This window comes from Microbacterium sp. UNCCL10, from assembly GCF_000746195.1.
GTDB classification, from domain to species: domain Bacteria; phylum Actinomycetota; class Actinomycetes; order Actinomycetales; family Microbacteriaceae; genus Microbacterium; species Microbacterium saccharophilum.
The window spans coordinates 198,229-216,360 of record NZ_JQKT01000010.1 but is presented as its reverse complement, the minus strand read 5'-3'; the positions used below and the strand labels follow the sequence as shown (position 1 = coordinate 216,360).

Sequence of the window (18,132 nt, the reverse complement as noted above, 5' to 3'; positions counted from 1 at the left end):
CGGCCCGGTGCGGGTCGGGACACTGACTGAGGGAGTTGACGATGGCTGATTTCGGAGCGTCGTATGCGGAGATGGAGCAGGTGGCGTCGTCGCTGTCGCAGGCTCGTGATGACATTCAGGGTCAGTTGGACACCCTGAAGTCCCAGGTGGACACCCTGCTGGGTGAGGACTTCAAGACGCAGCACGCGTCGGGGAAGTTCGGTGAGGGTTACGGGGAGCTGACGACGGGTCTGAAGAACGCCGTCGATGGCATCAACGACATGTCCGAGGCTCTGCTGGGCATGATGCGCGCGATCCAGGACCTGGACCAGCAGCTCGCCGGCAGCTGACACACGCTTTCGAACGGGGGTCGACCACGCGGTCGGCCCCCGTTCCGTGCGTCCGGGGCGATGGGCAGTGCTCCCCATCGACGCCCCGGCCCGCGTGTCGTTAGCGTGAGGGAACCGCCGCACGACGAGGAAGGGACCGCGCATGGCCGACGACGCCGTCTGGATCAACTACGCGACGCTGCGCCGCACGAGCGGCCGCCTCGCCCGGATCCTCGACGAGCTCGAGGAAGCCGGGAGCCTCTCCGACGAGCTGCGCGACGCGATCGGCACCCCCTTCGGGAAGGACCGGCTGCGCGACAAGGTCGGCGATTTCGAGTCGCGCTGGGACAACCGGCGCGGTGACCTCATCCGCGACATCACGAAGATCCACGAGCACGTCGTCGGCGTCGTCGACGGCTTCGCCGAGTGGGATGCCGAGACCGCCGCGGGCATGGATGTCGACGCCTCCGGACTCAGCGACGCGACCCGGCCGACCCCGGCCTGACACGGAGAGGACCATACGCATGGAACGTTCCCCGGCCGGCCGGCACATCGAGGAGCTCGAGGGCGACGGCGCCACGATCACGCGACGCGGACGTCGCATCGAGTCGATCGGGCGGCAGATGGTCCAGAGCGCGGACGTGCTGCAGGATCTCGTCGACGGCGACGACCAGCGCGGCAAGGCGATCGAGAAGATCCGCGAGATCGTCGGCGACACGTATGTCGAGCTGCGCCGCGCGGGGGAGATGTACGAGCCGACCGGCCCGGTCCTGGTCGACTACGGCCGGGCCGTCAGCGAGGTTCAGCCGCTCATCCGCACGGCGGTCTCCGCGTGCCGGCAGGCCTGGGCCGACTACGCGGCGGCCCCGCACCACCCCACGGCGCTGCTGTCCCTGGAGGCCTTCCCGGACCTCGCGGAGAGCCGCCAGGAGGACAACGAGCGCAAGGAGGAGCTCTACGACGACTGGGTCCTCGAGGCGCGCGCCTTCGACCGGCACTACGACACGTGGGAGGACGCGTTCGACGCGGCCGTCACCGGCATCGGCGACGTCCTCGACGGCGCGATCAAGGACAGCTTCTGGGACAACGTCGACGGTGTCGTCGCCGTCGTGCTCGAGGTCCTCGGCTGGGTCTCCCTCGTCATCGCGATCGCCGGGATCATCATCGGCGGCCCGATCTTCGCGCTCATCGGCGCGGTTCTCGGGGTCGCGACGCTGCTGCTGACCGCCTATCAGGTGCTCCGGGACGACGCCGGCATGGACAAGCTCATCATCGCGATCGTCGGCGTCATCCCGTTCGGGAAGGTCGGCAAGCTCTTCCAGGGGCGCACCGGCCTCATCTCCTTCGGCGGTGACATGGTCACCGCCTTCCGCCCGTCCGCGTGGTCGGCGGCCGGCGGGCAGCTGCGCAACATGTCGATCCTGTCCCGCTTCGCCGGCGGCGGCCTGAACGGGGCGTCGGCCGCGTTCCGGGGGCTGTGGAGCATGAACAACCCCGCCGGGGCGGGCGACATCATGTGCCGGTTCATGTTCGGCCGGAACTCTGCGGGCCTCACCGACCTGGCCGAGACCGTCGGCGGGTCGGTCAACGGCTGGTGCACCTCCAGCACGGTGTCCGCGGCCTGGGAGGGCGGCTACATGATGATCTCCGGCGCGTGGGGCGTCGGCGACAAGATCGCGACCTGGACCGGCAACAAGGACCAGAAGCCCAGCAGCATGTTCCCGTGGGTCGGGGCGCTGCTGTGACGCACGCGAGCACCGTGGGGGCAGATGCCCCCCTGGCGCCGCCGCCCGGATGGGGCGACGGCCTCTGGCGGCTGTCCGGCCGCAGCGAGACCGCCGGCTGGCTCCTGCAGCCGCACCGCGTCGAGGATGCCGAGGCCTGGGTCGACGCGCAGACCGCGGAGCTGCAGGAGGCCTGGGGGGCGCGCTGGCGTTCCGAGACGGAGCCGTCCGTGCGGGCGCTGCTGCGTCTCGGGCTCGACGCGCGCCCCGTCGACGCGGCGCTCGCCTTCCAGCTGTGGCCGGTCCCGGCGCCCCTCGTCGCCCACGTGCACGCCGCCTTCGGCGCCGCGCCGGAGGTCGCTCCCGGTCCCGGCGCCGGGAGCCTATACGAGGCCGAGGGGCTCGGTGTCGGCGTGCAGGTCGTGCGCCGCGTCCGCGCGGAGGAGGTCGATCTCGTGGGCCTGGACATCGCCTTCGTCGCCGGCGAGTCCGCCGTCGTCGCCTCGTTCGAGCCCACGGTCCCGGAACTGTTCGCCCTGCTGATCGGGCAGTTCCACGCGTTCGTCCAGACCCTCGAGTTCATCGCCCCGGACGGGACCCCCGTGCGCGCGTCGGCGCCGGCCGGGTTCCTGGACGCCTCCGCGGATGCGGACTGGGCTGATACCGTGCCGACACGATGAGTTTCCGTCACGCGAGCGCCCGGGAGTGGGCGCAGGAGCACTCGCTGGCCGCCCCCGTACGTTTCGGGCTCCTGGAGGTCATGGCGTTCCAGCGCCATCCGGACATCTACGCCCTCTTCGGCGCCGACGGGGCGGCGCTCGCCGCGCGCGAGACGGCACGCCGCCCTTCGCCGGTGCGCCGCGCGGGCACGGCGCTGGCGGTCGTCCTCGCCATCGTCGCCGCCGCCGCCCCCGTGGTCGCCGTCGCCGCGATGGGCGGGGACCGGTTCAACTTCTTCCGGATGGATGCCTCGGCATCCGTGCCCCTCGCGGGTGTCATGTTCATCGTCGCCGCCGTCGCCCAGCTGGTCCTGCTCATCGGCTGGCTGCGGGGCGGCGCCCGCTACGACGGGCTCCTCCTCGGGATCGTGCTGGTCGCCGTCGTCTTCTCCGGGTTCGCCGTCGTGGGGATGCCGAACACCGCCGCCGCGGACGGCTTCGACGCGTGGGCGGCCTGGTACCCGCCTGTCCTCGCGTGTCTCGCGATCGCCGTCGTGACCGCGATCGCGATGCTGCTCCGGTTCCGCACGCGCGCCCCGGAGACCGTCGCCGCGGCCCCGGAGACCATGCCGTCGACGGTCGCCGTCGCCCAGATCCGTGCGAAGACGGCGGCGCTGCCGTACGAGGAGCGCATCGCCATCACGGCCGACCGTGACGCCGCCCTCGCCGTCCTGCACGAACGGGGCGTCATCGAATCCGGGCTCCTCGAGCGCGCCCGCACCGCCCAGCCCGGCACCCTGTTCGTGCTGGACGACGAGTCATGAGGAGACCCCGGTGAACGACGCCACCACGCACGACGCCACCACGCACGACGCCCTGCAGCGCACGCCGGAGCGGGTCAGCCTGCGCGCGCGTCTCGGGGCGGCCGACCCGGCCTTCTCCCTCGCCCTGCCGACCGGGTGGGTGCGCCGCGACGCCTCGGCCGCCCAGCGCGACGAGATGGTCGACGCCGTGCGCGGCCGGCTCCTGCAGGCGCACCGCCCCGATCTGTTCGCCCGCGTCCGCCCGATGCTGGACGACGCGTTCCAGCAGATGGCGTCGGCCTCGGTCATCGCGTTCTTCACCCCGGCGACGGGAGACGACGAGGCCCTCGCCCTGCCGGCCTCGCTCGTGGCGTCCGTGCGCACCCCGGCGTCGCCCGGCGGCACGCTCGATCCGCTCGTGCAGGCGCTCATCCGGGAGGCCGGCGCGACCCCGCTCCTCGGCGACAAGCGTTTCCTCCGGTTCGAGCGCGAGTCGCGTCAACGGCTCGACGACGCCGAGTTCCTCAGCACGCAGATCGTGTACCTCACGCCGATCCCCGGCACCGGGCGACGCCGCGGTCTGCAGCTCACGGCCACGATCGCCCGGCCGGTCGATGTGCCCGCCGACGATCGTCCCCTCGTCCTCATCCGGACTCTGCTGGATCTCTCCGTCTCGTCCCTGACCTGGACGGCGCCGGCTCAGCCGGCCGGCCGGCCGTAGTCCTCCAGCCAGCGCAGCCACAGCTCGCTGACCGTCGGGTACGGCGGCACGGCATGCCAGAGGCGCTGCAGGGGCACCTCGCCGACGATCGCGATCGTCGCCGCGTGCAGCAGCTCGGCGACATCGGGGCCGACGAACGTCGCCCCGATGAGCACGTGCCGGTCGGTGTCGACCACCGCCCGGGCCTGTCCCCGGTAGGCGTCGGAGTAGGTGCTCGACCCGGCCAGCTCGGCGAGGTCGACATCCAGCACCCGCACCGGCCGGCCCTCGTCCGCGGCCTTCGTCGAGCTGATCCCGACGGACGCCACCTCCGGGTCGGCGAAGACCACCTGCGGCACCGCGGCGTGGTCGGCGGTCGCGGCATGCGTGCCCCACGGGCCGTCGTCGACCGCCGCGCCGCGCGCCCGCGCCGCGATGACGTCGCCGGCGGCGCGAGCCTGGTACTTCCCCTGGTGCGTCAGCAGGGCGCGGTGGTTGACGTCGCCCACGGCGTACAGCCAGTCCGTCCCCGGCACGCGCAGCGTGTCGTCGACATCGAGCCACTCGCCGGGCATGAGCCCCACCGTCTCCAACCCGATGCGCATCGTGCGCGGGACGCGCCCGGTCGCCACGAGCACGCGCTCGGCCGCGACCCGGCCGCCGTCGGAGAGCACGACGACCGCACCGTCATCGGTGCCGTGCACCGCGGATGCCGTCGCTCCGAGGCGCACCGTGACCCCCAGGGCCTCCAGGCCCTGGCGCACGGCGTCCCCCGCGAAGTCCTCCACACCGGAGAGCAGTCCCGATCGCGCCACGATCGTCACGTCGGTGCCGAAACCCGCATAGGCGGTCGCCATCTCCACGGCGACCACCCCGCCGCCCAGGATGACGAGCGACACCGGCGCGGACGGCGACGACGTCGCATCCCGGCTCGTCCACGGCTCGACCTCGAGAAGCCCCGGGACGTCGGGCATCAGCGCGGCCGAGCCGGTGCAGACCGCCACGGCATGCCGGGCGACGAGCCGCGTCTCCCCGCCCTCCGGTGAGGTCACCGTGACCTTCTTCGGCCCCGTCAGCGCGCCGTGTCCGCGGACCAGATCGATGCCCGCGCCCTCCAGCCACCGCACCTGCCCGCCGTCGTCCCAGTCGTGCACGATCCGGTCCCGGCGCGCGAACACGGCGGCGACGTCGAGCTCTCCCGTGACCGCCTGTCGCGCGCCGTCGACGCTGCGCGCCGCGCGCAGGCTCGCCGCGCTCCGCAGCAGCGTCTTCGACGGCATGCACGCCCAATAGGAGCAGTCCCCGCCCACGAGCTCGGATTCGACGATGACCGTGGACAGGCCGCCCTGCACGGCACGGTCCGCCACGTTCTCGCCGACCGCGCCGGCGCCGATCACGATGAGGTCGTACTCGCGTGAAGTCATGCGCACACGCTACCCACGCGGGGGCCGTCGCAACACCGGACTGGTGTGCGGGTATACACCCGGTTCCCCGTCCGCACAACCGGCTTGTCGTGCACCGACGGGCCGACGAGCGTGGGCACCAGCATCGGTCGAGACCACCGTCGGTCCCAGCCAACGGTGTCCCGCGGCCTGAGCCGCGACGCACATGGAGGAGCACGACAATGCAACGACGCACACTGGTCATCGCCGCAGCAGCGGCATCCACCCTCGCCCTCACCGCCTGCGGCGGCGGAGGCGGCAATCAGGCCGCCGACCCGGAGGGTCGCGGCGACATCACCATCTGGTACTCCAACAACGAGCAGGAGATCACCTGGGGCAAGCAGATGGTCGAGGCGTGGAACAAGGACAACCCCGACGAGCAGGTCAAGGCGCAGGAGATCCCCGCCGGATCCTCCAGCGAAGAGGTCATCGGCGCCGCCATCACGGCCGGCAACGCCCCGTGCCTCATCTTCAACACCGCGCCCGCCGCCGTCCCGCAGTTCCAGAAGCAGGGCGGCCTGGTCAACCTGTCGGACTTCCCCGACGGCGACGACTACATCACGGAGCGCAGCGGGGACCTCGCCGACCAGTACCGGTCCGAGGACGGCTCGTTCTATCAGATGCCGTGGAAGTCCAACCCGGTCATGATCTTCTACAACAAGGACATGTTCCAGCAGGCCGGCCTCGACCCGGAGAACCCGTCGCTGTCGACCTACGACGAGTTCCTCCAGACCGCGCGGACGCTGAAGGAGAAGGGCGTCGCGCAGTACGCGATCAACCCGGCTCCCACGAGCGAGTTCTTCCAGTCGTGGTTCGACTTCTACCCGCTGTACGCGGCCCAGACCGGCGGCACCCTGCTGCTCGAGGACGGCAAGGCGACGTTCGACAGCGAAGAGGGCAAGGCGGTCGCCGAGTTCTGGCGGACGCTGTACGAGGAGAAGCTGGCGGGCCAGGAGCAGTACCAGGGCGACGCGTTCGCCGACGGGTACGCCGCGATGTCTATCGTCGGCCCGTGGGCCATCTCGGTGTACGGCGACGGCGTGAACTGGGGGTCGGTCCCGATCCCGACGAAGGACGGCACGGACCCCGCCGACACGTGGACCTTCAGCGACGCGAAGAACGTCGGGATGTTCACGGCCTGCGAGAACCAGGCCACCGCGTGGGACGTGCTGAAGTTCGCCACGAGCGAGGAGCAGGACGGTCAGTGGCTCGAGGCCACGGGGCAGATGCCGTTGCGGCAGGACCTCACCGGCACCTTCCCGGACTACTTCACCGCCAACCCCGCGTACGAGGTCTTCGGCGACCAGGCTGCGCGCACCGTCGAGGTGCCGAACGTGCCGAACTCGGTCGAGATCTGGCAGGCGTTCCGCGACGGCTACTCGAAGGCGATCATCTTCGGCGAGGGGGACGTGGACTCCTTCCTCTCCGACACGGCCGCCAAGGTCGACGAGCTCGCGGCGGGGAACTGACATGACCGCCGGCGTCACCGGCGCGCCGGACCGGGAGGGCGCAGCGCAGCCCTCCCGGCCGGTCGCGTCGGCCGCCCCGCCCGCCCCCGAGAAGCAGCGCCGCCGGGGAAGCATCCTCGGCTCGCAGCCGCTCGGGATGGTGTTCATCGCCCCGTACCTGGTCTTCCTCGGGATCGTCTTCGCGTACCCGATCGTCTTCGCGGTATGGATGTCGTTCCACGACTACTTCTTCGCCGCTCCCGGCGCCGTCGTCGACCGCCCGTTCGTCGGGTTCGACAACTTCGCAAAGGTGCTCTCCGACCCCGCCGTCTGGCGCTCGTTCCTCAACGTCGGGATCTTCCTCCTCATCAACGTGCCGCTGACGGTCGTGCTCTCGATCGTGCTCGCCACGGCGCTGAACCGCGTCGTGCACGCCCGTACCTTCTTCCGGGTCGCCTACTACGTGCCGTACGTCACGGCATCCGTCGCCGTCGTGGCGGTGTGGCTCTTCCTCTTCGCCGAGAACGGCCTCGTCAACAACGTGCTCGGGCCGCTCGCACCCACCCCGTCGTGGGTCATCAACTCGTGGCTCGCGATGCCGACGATCGCGTTCTTCGTCACGTGGAAGGGCTTGGGCTTCTACATCCTGCTCTACCTCGCCGCGCTGCAGAACGTCCCCAACGAGCTGTACGAGTCGGTGTCGGTGGACGGGGGCGGGCGGATGCGCCAGTTCTTCTCCGTCGTCGTCCCGGGCGTCCGCCCCGCGACGCTGCTCGTCGTGCTGCTGGCGACCATCACCGGCGCGAACCTCTTCACCGAGCCCTATCTGCTGACCGGCGGCGGCGGGCCGAACGGAGCATCCACCTCGCCCGTGCTGCTGATCTACCAGCGCGGCATCGAGCAGGGCAATCCCGACATCGCGGCGGCGATCGGGGTCATCCTGATCATCTTCGTGCTCGTGATAGCCGCCATCCAGCGCAAGCTCGTGGGAGGTGAGGAATCGTGAAACGCGCACTCGGAAGCAAGATCGCGCTGTACGTCGTGCTGAGTCTCGGCGCGCTGTTCTTCCTGTTCCCCTTCTACTACATGATCGTGGGATCGCTGCAGACGAAGGTCGACCCGTCGATCGGCGGCGCCTTCCCGAACCCGGCCAACCTGTCCGTCGACAACTACGTCGCCATCAACGACCGGATCAACCTGCTGCAGGGCCTCGCGAACTCGGGCATCTTCACCGGCGGCGTGCTGCTCGGGACGGTCGTGTTCGGCGTCCTCGCCGGGTACGCGCTCGCCGTGCTGCACTGGCGCGGCCGGGGCGTCGCGTTCGGTCTCGTGCTGCTGGTGCAGGTCATCCCGTTCCAGTTGCTGATGATCCCGCTGTACGTCATGATCGCGCGCGACTTCGGGATGGCCGACAGCTACTTCGGCATGATCCTGCCGTTCTTCATCAACTCCACGGCGGTGCTGATCTTCCGGCAGTACTTCCTGCAGCTGCCGAAGGAGATGTTCGACGCGGCCCGCATCGACGGGGCGGGCGAGTTCCGGCTGCTGTGGAGCGTCGCGCTGCCGCTCGTGCGGCCGGCGCTGCTGACCGCGGTGCTGCTGACCTTCATCGGTCCGTGGAACGAGTTCCTCTGGCCGTTCCTCATCACGAAGGAAGCGTCGATGCAGCCCCTGGCGGTGTCGCTCGCGAACTTCATCTCGAACATCGCCGCGTCCACGGCGAACCCGTTCGGCGCCATGATGGCCGGCGCGGTCGTGCTCGCCGTCCCGGCCGTCGTGCTGTTCCTGCTGTCGCAGCGCTACTTCACGTCGAACGACATCGGCTCCGGAGTGAAAGGCTGACATGACCGCGTTCCCCTACCGTCTGTCCCGCGTCGGTGTCGTGATGACGCCGGACCCCGACGACCCGCACGAGGCGGAAGGCGTGCTGAACCCCGGCTCCGGCCGGGGGCCCGACGGCGAGGTGTATCTGCTGCCGCGGCTCGTCGCCGCCGGCAACGTCTCACGGGTGGGGCTCGCCCGCGTCCTCGTCGAGGACGGCGTCCCGGTCGGCGTCGAGCGCCGCGGCGTCGTCCTGGAACCGGATCGCGGATGGGAGCGCGGGGTCGGCAACGCCGGCGTCGAAGACCCCCGGGTGACGTGGATCGAGGCGCTCGGACTCCACGTCATGACCTACGTCGCGTTCGGGCCGCTGGGGCCGCGGACGGCGGTCGCGGTGTCGGAGGACCTCACGCAGTGGCGGCGGCTCGGCCCCGCACTGTTCCGTTTCGACGACGACCTGGACATGGACCTCAACCTGTTCCACAACAAGGACACCGTCTTCTTCCCCGAGCCGGTCACCGCGCCGGACGGCAGGGAGGCGCTCGCCGTGCTGCACCGGCCGATGTGGAACCTCGGCGAGACGAAGCCGGGGGAGGGTGTCCGGGTGCCCGCCGGCGTCACCGACGAGCGGCAGTCGATCTGGATCGCCTACATCCCGCTCGACGCCGTCCGCGCGGACCTCTCCGCACTGGTCCTGTGGGAGCAGAGCCGCATGCTCGCGGGGCCGAAGTACGCGTTCGAGGAGCTCAAGATCGGTGGCGGACCTGCGCCGCTGCGCGTGCCGGAGGGCTGGCTCGTGATCCATCACGGGGTCACGGGCGTCATCGACAACGCCTTCGCGCAGCAGCAGAACGTCAACTACGCCGCCGGCGCGATGATCCTGGATGCCGACGACCCCACCCGCGTCCTGGACCGGACGAGCGAGCCGCTCCTCGCCCCGGAGACCGACGACGAACGCAGCGGCATCGTCCCGAACGTGGTCTTCCCGACCGCCATCGAGGAGATCGACGGCCGCCACTACGTCTTCTACGGCATGGCGGACTCGAAGATCGGCGTCGCCCTGCTGGAGCGGACCGACCAGACCTGAACGGGCGACGACGCCCGGAACCATCGGAGGAATCATGAACCAGCAGCCCCGACGGCGAGGGTGTGTGCTCGGCGCCGTGCTCGCCATCGTCACCGCCACGGCGCTCGCCGTGCCGACGGCGGCAGCCGCGGCACCCGCCCCTGCGGCGGCCCCCGCCGGTTCCGCTCCGGCGGCCACGGCATCCGTGCCCCCGCTGACCAACCTTGCGCACCTGGACTTCCTCCTCGACGAGGCGACCCCGCCGGCGGACGTCCCCGGTCACACGACGTACCGGCTCGCGGAGGAGCCGACGCTCGTGATGCCGTGGACCTACGCCGATGCGCGCGACGGCGGCACCTTCGAACGGGTCGGCGGCGGCCCGCTCGACCCCGCGACAGGCTACTGGGGGCAGGGCGCGTACAACGCGGACGACATCTCCCGCGCGGCCGTCGTGTACCTGCGGCACTGGGAGCTCACGGGGGAGGCGAGCAGCCGCGACAGCGCATACGAGCTGCTGCGCGCCCTCGCCTACCTGCAGACCACCGAGGGTCCGAACGCCGGCAACGTCGTCCTGTGGATGCAGCCGGACGGCACCCTGAACCCCTCGCCCGAACCCGTCGAACTCCCCGACCCGTCCGACTCCGGCCCCAGCTACTGGCTCGCCCGCACGATCTGGGCGTTCGGCGAGGGCTACGCGGCCTTCGCGGGCGCCGATCCCGCGTTCGCGGCCTTCCTGGATGAACGGCTCACCCTCGCGGTGGATGCCGTCACCCGGCAGGAGCTCGTCGACTACGGCGTCTGGACGCAGGCCGACGGCATGCGCGTGCCTGCGTGGCTCATCGTCGACGGCGCCGACGCGTCCGCGGAAGCCGTCCTCGGCCTCGCGGCCCGCGTCGAGGCCGGCGGTGCCGGGGCGCAGGTGCAGGACGCCCTGAGCAAGCTCGCGGAGGGGATCGCGGCGATGGGCGCCGACGATCAGCAGTCCTGGCCGTACGGGGCGGTGCTTCCGTGGGCGCTCTCGCGCAGCATGTGGCACGCGTGGGGTTCGCAGATGCCGGCGGCGCTCGCCGTCGCATCGGAGACGCTGAGCGCCCCGAGTCTCCTGGCTCCGGCCGTCCGCGACGCCGCCAGCTTCACGACGACGCTGCTGACCGCGGGCGGGCCGGACAACGGATGGTTCCCGACGCCCGCCGACCGTGTGCAGATCGCGTACGGCGCGGACTCCCGCGTGCAATCGCTGCTCGCCGTCGCGGACGCCACCGGCTCGACGGGCTTCGATCAGCTGGCCGCCGTGCAGGCAGCCTGGTTCTTCGGCGCGAATCGCGCGGGCGTCGACATGTACATCCCCGCCACCGGCGTCACCTACGACGGGCTGCAGCCCGACGGCTCGGTCAACCGCAACAGCGGCGCGGAGAGCACGATCCACGGCCTCCTCACGATGATCGCGCTGGACGCGCACCCGGCGCTCGCCGCCCGGGCGACATCGGTCACGGACGTCGCCGACCGGGATGGGCTGCGCGTCGTCGAAGCGGAGACCGCGACGACCGACGGCACCGTGATCACCCCGGAGGCGTGGACGGGTGAGTCGCTGTGGTCCGGCGGCGGGCTGGCCCTGGCCACGGGGCAGCACGCCGCCTTCACGATCGGCGTCCACCCGCAGGACCGCATCGTCCAGCCGGTCGTCTGGTCGGCACCGGACCGCGCCAGCAGCTCGACGTGGCGCGCGGAACGGCAGCGGCTCGGCGAGCTGCGCGAGACGGCACCCGCGCAGGGGATCTCCCCGACTCCCGGCGTGCTGCTGCCGCGGAGTCTGGAGCGCACCGTCCGCGGGAAGCAGCCCACCGTGCAGGTCGAGGTCACCAGTGGGACGCTGCAGCTGGACGCCCTGCTCATCCGCCCCGTCGTCTCCCGCCTCGTGCTGACCGGCGAGGGGCGCACGGAGCTCGTGCACTCCGCATCGACGCGCCGGGAGCCGGTCGTCGTGGGGGTGCACGGCGAGCGCGCCGTGGCGTACATCTACGATGCGCAGGGCCGGCTCACGGACACGAAGCAGCTCCGCGGTGACCGCATGATCGTGCTGCCCGCCGGCGGGTTCGCCCTCCTGGAGCGGTGACGCGCGGCCCCGCCCGCCCTTCCTGCGGAGGCCGGGTGGGGCCCGAACAGCCGTGTCCGATTTCCGCGAGACCGGACCCGTCGGGCGTGCCAGAGTAGAGGCATGCCGATGAGCATGACCTTCGACGAGCGGTACCGTGCGATCGACGCGCGGGACACCCGCTTCGACGGCCAGTTCGTGACCGCGGTGCGCACGACCGGCATCTACTGCCGGCCCAGCTGCCCGGCTCGCACCCCGAAGCCCGGCAACGTCACCTTCTACCCGACCTCCGCGGCGGCGCACGAGGCCGGCTACCGCGCGTGCCGTCGCTGTCTCCCCGAGGCGGCGCCGGGTTCGCCGGAGTGGGACGTCCGCGGCGACGTCGCGGCCCGCGCCATGCGCCTCATCGCCGACGGCGTCGTCGAACGCGAGGGGGTGTCCGGTCTCGCCGCGCGCCTCGGCTACTCGCCGCGCCACCTCACACGGATGCTGTCCGCGGAGCTCGGCGCCGGACCGCTCGCGCTGGCCCGCGCACATCGCGCGCACACGGCGCGGATGCTGCTCGTGGGCACCGACCTTCCCGCGTCCGAGGTCGCGTTCTCCGCCGGCTTCGCGAGCGTCCGTCAGTTCAACGACACGGTCCGCGAGGTGTTCGGCATGCCGCCGCTCGCGCTGCGCGCCCGCCGGCACCGCAACGGTGCGGCCGGCGAGCCCGGCACGATCGACCTCGTGCTGCCGCACCGCGCGCCGCTGGACACCGAGGGGCTCTTCGCGTGGATGGCCGCGCGCGCGATCCCGGGCGTCGAGGTCGCCACGGCCACCTCGTTCGCCCGCTCGCTGCGGCTGGACGGCGGTCCGGCCTGGTTCGAGCTCCGCGCGGACGAGGGGGGACGGATGCGGCTCCGCACGCGCCTCACCCAGTTGCGCGACCTGCCGACCGTCGTGGCGCGGGCGCGTCGGCTGTTCGATCTCGACGCCGACCCCGTCGCCGTGGACGCGGCGCTCGGCGGCCGCCCCGAGCTGGCGCCGCTCGTCGCCGCGGTTCCCGGCATCCGCGTGCCCGGCGCCGCCGACCCGCACGAGATGCTCATCCGGGCGATGGTCGGCCAGCAGATCACCGTCGGCGCCGCCCGCACCGCGCTGACCGCGCTGTCCGAGGCGCTCGGCGAGCCCGCGCCCGGCCTCGTGGAGACCCCGCTGCTCTTCCCCACCATGGCCGCGATCGCCGAGCGCGGCCACGAGGTGCTGCGGGGCCCGGGCGCGCGCATCCGCGCGCTGACCGGCGCCGCGGCCGCCCTCGCGGACGGCAGCCTGCCCCTCACCGCCGGCGACGACGGCCCCACCCAGCGGTCGGCCTTGCTCGCGATGCCCGGGATCGGCCCGTGGACGGCGGACTACGTCCGGATGCGCGTGCTCGGCGATCCCGACGTCTCGCTGCCCGGCGACGTCGCCGTCCGCACCGGCGCCGCGGCGGCCGGCATCCCGGCGGACCCCCGCGGGCTCGAGGAGTGGTCCGCGGGTGTCGCCCCGTGGCGCAGCTACCTCACGGCCCACCTCTGGCGCGCCGCATCCACCGCACCACGCCCGCGCCGGACGACACGACCGACCCCGCCGACGCGCACCGACATCAGCCAGGAGCAGACATGACCGCCGTGATCCAGACCCTCGACACTCCGGACGGCCCCTTCACCCTGCTCGCCGACGAGGCGGGACGCGTCCTCGCCTCCGGGTGGACCGCGGACGCCGAGGCGATCCTCGGGCGACTGCGCGTGCTGCCCGACGGCGTGCAGGCGGGGGAGACTGCGGCCGCCGACGCCGTCCGCCGCTACTACGACGGCGACCTCGCGGCGATCGACGCCGTCGAGGTCGTCCAGAGCGGGACGCCGCTGCAGACCGCCGGCTGGGCCGCCCTCCGCCGTATCGCTCCCGGGCGGCCGCTCACCTACACCGAGCTGGCCGCCGTGATCGGGCAGCCCCGCGCGGTGCGCGCGGCCGCCTCGATCTGTGCGCGCAACGCCCCCGCCCTCTTCGTCCCGTGCCACCGCGTCCTCCGCTCCGACGGGTCCCTCGGCGGCTTCGCGTGGGGGACCGACGTCAAGCGCGCGCTCCTCGCCCGCGAGGCCTGAGCACATCGGAGGTTGCGCTCAGCGAACTCCCAGACATAGTCTGGAGGGCTGTCGCGTCGCCTCGGCGCGCGACAGCCCCACTCACCGGACCAGGAGGACGCCATGTATCAGGCCATCGTCACCACGAAGCCCGTGCTCCTCGCCGTCGGTGGGTTCGGGACCTTCGAGGGTTAACGCGGCGATCCGCACCTCCTCGGCGGCATAGACCCGCCGCACCCCGCGTTCACTCCGTCAGGGCATCGCACCTGCCGCGCCGCCGCGCCCTCCCACGACCTGTCGCCTCGCGATCCGCCACCACCCTCCAAGGACCATGACCCCTCCGGAACGTCTCTCCACCCTCCGGGCTCTCGCCCGCATCCTCCCGTTCGCCAAGCCCGTCATGCCGCGACTGTTCGCCGGCGCGCTGAGCGCGCTCGGCGCCGCCGTCGTCTCGCTCATGATCCCGCTCGTCCTGCAAGCGACGGTGGACGGGCCGATCGCCTCCGGCGACCTCGCGATCATCGTCTGGGCCTCGATCGGCGTGCTCGTCCTCGGCTCGCTCGAGGCGCTGTTCGTCTACCTCCGGCGCGCGTTCGTGCTGACGCCCGCGACCGGCGTCGAGTACGAGATCCGCCAGCACTTCTACCGCCGGCTGCAGCGCCTGCCCGTCGCCTTCCACGACCGCTGGCAGTCGGGTCAGCTGCTGAGCCGCATGATGCAGGACATCAACCTCATCCGGCGCTGGCTCGCGTTCGGCTCGATCCTGCTGATCGTCAACATGCTGACGGTCGTCATGGGCGCCGTGCTGCTGTTCCGCTGGCACTGGGCGCTCGGCACGACGTTCCTCATCGTGTCGATCCCGCTGTGGTTCTTCGGCTACCGCTTCGAACGCCACTACAACGTCCTGGCCCGGCAGAGCCAGGACCAGGCCGGTGACCTCGCGACCTCCGTCGAGGAGAGCGTGCACGGCATCCGGGTGCTCAAGGCATTCGGCCGCGGCAAGCACGCGCTGCAGAAGTTCACGCGCCAGGTGGAGAGCCTCCGCCAGACCGAGCTCGGCAAGGCCCGCGAGGTCGGCCTGCTGTGGTTCTGGCTCGAGGTCGTCCCGATGGTCGCGTTCGCGCTGTGCCTGCTCATCGGCATCTGGCTGGCGACGCAGGGCGAGCTCACCGTCGGTGAGATGCTCGGCTTCTTCGCGATGGCGACGGCGCTGCGGTGGCCGTTGGAGTCGCTCGGCTTCCTCTTCTCCTTCCTCGTCGACACCCGCACGGCCATCGACCGCATCTACGAGGTGCTGGACGAGGAGAACGCGATCGTCGACGCGGCGGAGCCGAAGACCATCGCCGAGCCGCGCGGTGAGCTCGCGTTCCGCGGCGTCCACTTCCGGTACCAGGATGCCGCGGCCACCGAGCGCGACCTGCTCGACGGCATCGACCTCGTGCTCGAGCCCGGCGAGACCATGGCCCTCGTCGGCTTGACCGGTTCCGGCAAGACGACCCTGACGACGCTGCCGACCCGGTTGTACGACGTGACGGAGGGCGCCGTCGAACTCGACGGCGTCGACGTGCGGGACCTCACCCTCGACGACCTCCGTCGGCACATCGCGATGGCGTTCGAGGATGCGACGCTCTTCTCCGCGACCGTGCGGGAGAACGTGCTGCTCGGCCGCGACGACCTCGCGCTGGACAGCCCCGAAGCCGACGCCGTGCTGGCCGAGGCGCTGCAGATCGCGCAGGCCCAGTTCGTCCACGACCTGCCGAACGGCGTCGACACGACGGTCGGGGAGGAGGGGCTGAGCCTCTCCGGCGGCCAGCGCCAGCGGCTCGCGCTCGCGCGCGCCGTCGCTGCGCGGCCGACCGTGCTGGTCCTCGACGACCCGCTGTCGGCGCTCGACGTCGACACCGAGGCGCTCGTGGAGGCGGCCCTGCGACGGGTCCTCGCCACCACGACGGCGCTCATCGTCGCGCACCGGCCCTCCACCGTCGCCCTTGCCGACCGGGTCGCCGTGCTCGAAGCCGGCCGCATCACCGCCGTCGGCACGCACGTCGACCTGCTGCGCACGAGCGAGCACTACCGGCACGTCATCTCGAGCCTCGAGGCAGAGGATAACCGTCACCGAGAGATGGAGGTGAACCTGTGAGCGAGGAATCCGTCCAGGGGACCCGCGGCGAAGACCGCAGCGATTACACGAAGAACGAGAGCCGCGCGATCCGCCGCCGGTCGCTCCGCCTGCTGGGCTCCCTCGTCTCCAACATGCGCGGCCTCCTGGCGCTCACCGCCTCGGTGATCGTCGTCTCCACGGCGTTCCGCGTCCTCGGCCCCGCGCTCATCGCGTACGGCATCGACACGGCGCTGCCGCGCGCCGTCGAGCAGATGGACTGGCTGCCGGCCGTCGGCGTCACGGTCATCTACCTCGTCACCGGCATCGCCGGCGCCGGGCTCATCGGCTGGTACGTCGTGCTCTCCGCACGACTGACGCAGGCGATCCTCATGGACCTGCGCACCCGCATCTTCCGGCACACGCAGCGGCTCAGCCTGGAGTTCCACGAGACCTACACGTCGGGGCGCATCATCTCCCGCCAGACGAGCGACCTGGAATCCATCCGGGAGCTCCTCGACGGCGGGCTGAACCAGCTCGTGCAGGGCGCGCTCTACGGCGTCTTCACGCTCGTGGCGCTGTTCCTGCTCGACTGGCAGAGCGGCGTGGTCCTCCTCGTCATGGGCGTCCCGCTCGGGCTGCTCATGCGCTGGTTCTACATCGAGTCGCAGAAGGGCTTCCGCGTCTCGCGGGTCGTGAGCGCGAAGCTCATCGTGCAGTTCGTGGAGACGATGACCGGCATCCGGGCGGTCAAGGCGTTCCGCAAGGAGAAGCGCAACGACGAGGAGTTCGGCGAGATCTCCGCGGAGTACCGCCGTGTGAACCTCAAGCTCGTGAAGCTGTACGGCGTGCTCGACCCGGGCCTCATCCTGCTCGCGAACGTGACGATGGCGATCGTCCTGCTCTGGGGCGCGTTCCGCGTCGTCGACGGCGCCCTCGCGCTCGGCGCGCTGCTGGCGGCGGTCATGTACGTCCGCAACTTCTTCAGCCCGCTCGAAGAGGTGGCGATGTTCCTGAACTCCTACCAGTCGGCCACGGCCGCCCTGGAGAAGGTGTCCGGCGTCCTGGAGGAGGCCCCGACCGTCCCCGACCCCGCGAAGCCGGTGGACCTGTGGGCGGCGAAGGGGCACATCGAGTTCCGGGGCGTGCAGTTCGGCTACGCGAACGACCGCGTCATCCTGCCGGACTTCTCCCTCGACATCCCGGCGGGGGAGACGGTCGCGCTCGTCGGCACGACCGGTGCCGGCAAGTCGACCCTCGCCAAGCTCGTGTCGCGGTTCTACGACCCGTCGCGTGGGGCGGTGACCCTCGACGGCGTCGACCTGCGGTCAATGCATCCGAAGGACCTGCGCCGCGCGATCGTCATGGTGACGCAGGAGGCGTATCTCTTCAGCGGCACCGTCGCCGACAACATCGCGCTCGGCAAGCCCGAGGCGACGCTCGACGAGATCAAGGCGGCCGCACGCGCCGTCGGCGCGGACGAGTTCATCTCGAAGCTGCCGGACGGGTACGCGACCGACGTCAACAAGCGCGGCGGGCGGGTCTCCGCGGGGCAGCGTCAGCTGATCTCGTTCGCGCGCGCGTTCCTCGCCGACCCCGCGGTGCTGATCCTCGACGAGGCGACGGCATCCCTCGACATGCCCAGTGAGCGGCAGATCCAGGATGCCCTGCAGACGCTGCTCGCCGACCGGACGGCGATCATCATCGCGCACCGCCTGTCGACGGTCGCGATCGCCGATCGGGTGCTGGTGATGGAGCACGGCCGCATCATCGAGGACGACGCCCCGGATGCCCTCATCGCGGGCACCGGCAAGTTCGCACAGCTGCATGCGGCCTGGCGGGAATCGCTCGTCTGACGCCTCGGCA

At 71.6% G+C, this 18,132-nt stretch carries 16 protein-coding genes; 15 read left to right on the top strand and 1 reads right to left on the bottom strand.

The genetic code is table 11. The features are described 5' to 3' along the window. Positions 1-41: 41 nt before the first annotated feature. The 6 genes from BR85_RS12855 to BR85_RS12830 all read left to right on the top strand — a co-directional run bounded on the left by BR85_RS12855 (position 42) and on the right by BR85_RS12830 (position 4,215). On the top strand, positions 42-329 hold the full coding sequence (locus BR85_RS12855) for a WXG100 family type VII secretion target (protein ID WP_028496905.1): 288 nt from the start codon (positions 42-44) through the stop codon (positions 327-329). A gap of 142 nt (positions 330-471) precedes the next feature. Then, positions 472-813 (top strand): hypothetical protein, encoded by a 342-nt coding sequence (locus BR85_RS12850; RefSeq protein WP_028496904.1) that lies wholly within the window; start codon positions 472-474, stop codon positions 811-813. A gap of 19 nt (positions 814-832) precedes the next feature. After that, positions 833-2,053 (top strand): hypothetical protein, encoded by a 1,221-nt coding sequence (locus tag BR85_RS12845; protein WP_028496903.1) that lies wholly within the window; start codon positions 833-835, stop codon positions 2,051-2,053. Beyond that, entirely contained in the window at positions 2,050-2,712 is a 663-nt protein-coding gene (locus BR85_RS12840; protein WP_028496902.1) for a hypothetical protein, read from the top strand. Before BR85_RS12845 ends, BR85_RS12840 begins: the two co-directional genes overlap by 4 nt. Then, entirely contained in the window at positions 2,709-3,515 is an 807-nt protein-coding gene (locus tag BR85_RS12835; protein ID WP_028496901.1) for a hypothetical protein, read from the top strand. Before BR85_RS12840 ends, BR85_RS12835 begins: the two co-directional genes overlap by 4 nt. Positions 3,516-3,525: 10 nt before the next feature. Then, positions 3,526-4,215 (top strand): hypothetical protein, encoded by a 690-nt coding sequence (locus tag BR85_RS12830; RefSeq protein ID WP_028496900.1) that lies wholly within the window; start codon positions 3,526-3,528, stop codon positions 4,213-4,215. Here the strand turns inward: BR85_RS12830 and BR85_RS12825 are convergent. After that, on the bottom strand, positions 4,194-5,618 hold the full coding sequence (locus BR85_RS12825; protein WP_028496899.1) for a dihydrolipoyl dehydrogenase family protein: 1,425 nt from the start codon (positions 5,616-5,618) through the stop codon (positions 4,194-4,196). The two genes, BR85_RS12830 and BR85_RS12825, sit on opposite strands and share 22 nt — an antisense overlap. A 200-nt stretch (positions 5,619-5,818) precedes the next feature. Between BR85_RS12825 and BR85_RS12820 the strand changes: the two genes are divergently transcribed. The 9 genes from BR85_RS12820 (at position 5,819) to BR85_RS12780 (ending at position 18,122) form a co-directional block, all read left to right on the top strand. After that, the gene (locus tag BR85_RS12820; RefSeq protein ID WP_028496898.1) at positions 5,819-7,105 is read left to right on the top strand and encodes an extracellular solute-binding protein; all 1,287 of its coding nucleotides are present in this window, start codon (positions 5,819-5,821) and stop codon (positions 7,103-7,105) included. A gap of 1 nt (position 7,106) precedes the next feature. Further along, positions 7,107-8,090, top strand: a complete 984-nt coding sequence (locus BR85_RS12815) for a carbohydrate ABC transporter permease (RefSeq protein WP_028496897.1) — start codon at positions 7,107-7,109, stop codon at positions 8,088-8,090. After that, positions 8,087-8,926, top strand: coding sequence for a carbohydrate ABC transporter permease (locus BR85_RS12810; RefSeq protein WP_028496896.1), 840 nt, complete (start codon positions 8,087-8,089; stop codon positions 8,924-8,926). Before BR85_RS12815 ends, BR85_RS12810 begins: the two co-directional genes overlap by 4 nt. Position 8,927: 1 nt before the next feature. After that, positions 8,928-9,992, top strand: coding sequence for a glycoside hydrolase family 130 protein (locus BR85_RS12805; RefSeq protein WP_028496895.1), 1,065 nt, complete (start codon positions 8,928-8,930; stop codon positions 9,990-9,992). 34 nt (positions 9,993-10,026) lie between these two features. Then, positions 10,027-12,084, top strand: coding sequence for a hypothetical protein (locus tag BR85_RS12800; RefSeq protein ID WP_028496894.1), 2,058 nt, complete (start codon positions 10,027-10,029; stop codon positions 12,082-12,084). A 102-nt stretch (positions 12,085-12,186) separates the two neighbouring features. After that, positions 12,187-13,710, top strand: coding sequence for an AlkA N-terminal domain-containing protein (locus tag BR85_RS12795; RefSeq protein ID WP_028496893.1), 1,524 nt, complete (start codon positions 12,187-12,189; stop codon positions 13,708-13,710). Then, a complete protein-coding gene (locus tag BR85_RS12790) occupies positions 13,707-14,189 on the top strand; it encodes a methylated-DNA--[protein]-cysteine S-methyltransferase (RefSeq protein ID WP_028496892.1) in 483 nt (160 codons plus the stop codon). The genes BR85_RS12795 and BR85_RS12790 overlap by 4 nt, the downstream gene beginning before the upstream one ends. A 310-nt stretch (positions 14,190-14,499) precedes the next feature. Then, entirely contained in the window at positions 14,500-16,308 is a 1,809-nt protein-coding gene (locus BR85_RS12785) for an ABC transporter ATP-binding protein (protein ID WP_028496891.1), read from the top strand. Beyond that, complete coding sequence (locus tag BR85_RS12780; protein ID WP_028496890.1) at positions 16,305-18,122, top strand: ABC transporter ATP-binding protein; 1,818 nt, start codon at positions 16,305-16,307, stop codon at positions 18,120-18,122. The genes BR85_RS12785 and BR85_RS12780 overlap by 4 nt, the downstream gene beginning before the upstream one ends. Positions 18,123-18,132: the final 10 nt, after the last annotated feature.

Excerpts from the sequence above, each read along its gene's own strand:
- BR85_RS12855 (WP_028496905.1), top strand. The coding sequence starts at position 42 with ATGGCTGATTTCGGAGCGTCGTATGCGGAGATGGAGCAGGTGGCGTCG.
- BR85_RS12805 (WP_028496895.1), top strand. The coding sequence starts at position 8,928 with ATGACCGCGTTCCCCTACCGTCTGTCCCGCGTCGGTGTCGTGATGACG.
- BR85_RS12835 (WP_028496901.1), top strand. The coding sequence starts at position 2,709 with ATGAGTTTCCGTCACGCGAGCGCCCGGGAGTGGGCGCAGGAGCACTCG.
- BR85_RS12820 (WP_028496898.1), top strand. The coding sequence starts at position 5,819 with ATGCAACGACGCACACTGGTCATCGCCGCAGCAGCGGCATCCACCCTC.
- BR85_RS12790 (WP_028496892.1), top strand. The coding sequence starts at position 13,707 with ATGACCGCCGTGATCCAGACCCTCGACACTCCGGACGGCCCCTTCACC.
- BR85_RS12800 (WP_028496894.1), top strand. The coding sequence starts at position 10,027 with ATGAACCAGCAGCCCCGACGGCGAGGGTGTGTGCTCGGCGCCGTGCTC.
- BR85_RS12815 (WP_028496897.1), top strand. The coding sequence starts at position 7,107 with ATGACCGCCGGCGTCACCGGCGCGCCGGACCGGGAGGGCGCAGCGCAG.
- BR85_RS12850 (WP_028496904.1), top strand. The coding sequence starts at position 472 with ATGGCCGACGACGCCGTCTGGATCAACTACGCGACGCTGCGCCGCACG.
- BR85_RS12825 (WP_028496899.1), bottom strand. The coding sequence starts at position 5,618 with ATGACTTCACGCGAGTACGACCTCATCGTGATCGGCGCCGGCGCGGTC.
- BR85_RS12845 (WP_028496903.1), top strand. The coding sequence starts at position 833 with ATGGAACGTTCCCCGGCCGGCCGGCACATCGAGGAGCTCGAGGGCGAC.
- BR85_RS12795 (WP_028496893.1), top strand. The coding sequence starts at position 12,187 with ATGCCGATGAGCATGACCTTCGACGAGCGGTACCGTGCGATCGACGCG.
- BR85_RS12785 (WP_028496891.1), top strand. The coding sequence starts at position 14,500 with ATGACCCCTCCGGAACGTCTCTCCACCCTCCGGGCTCTCGCCCGCATC.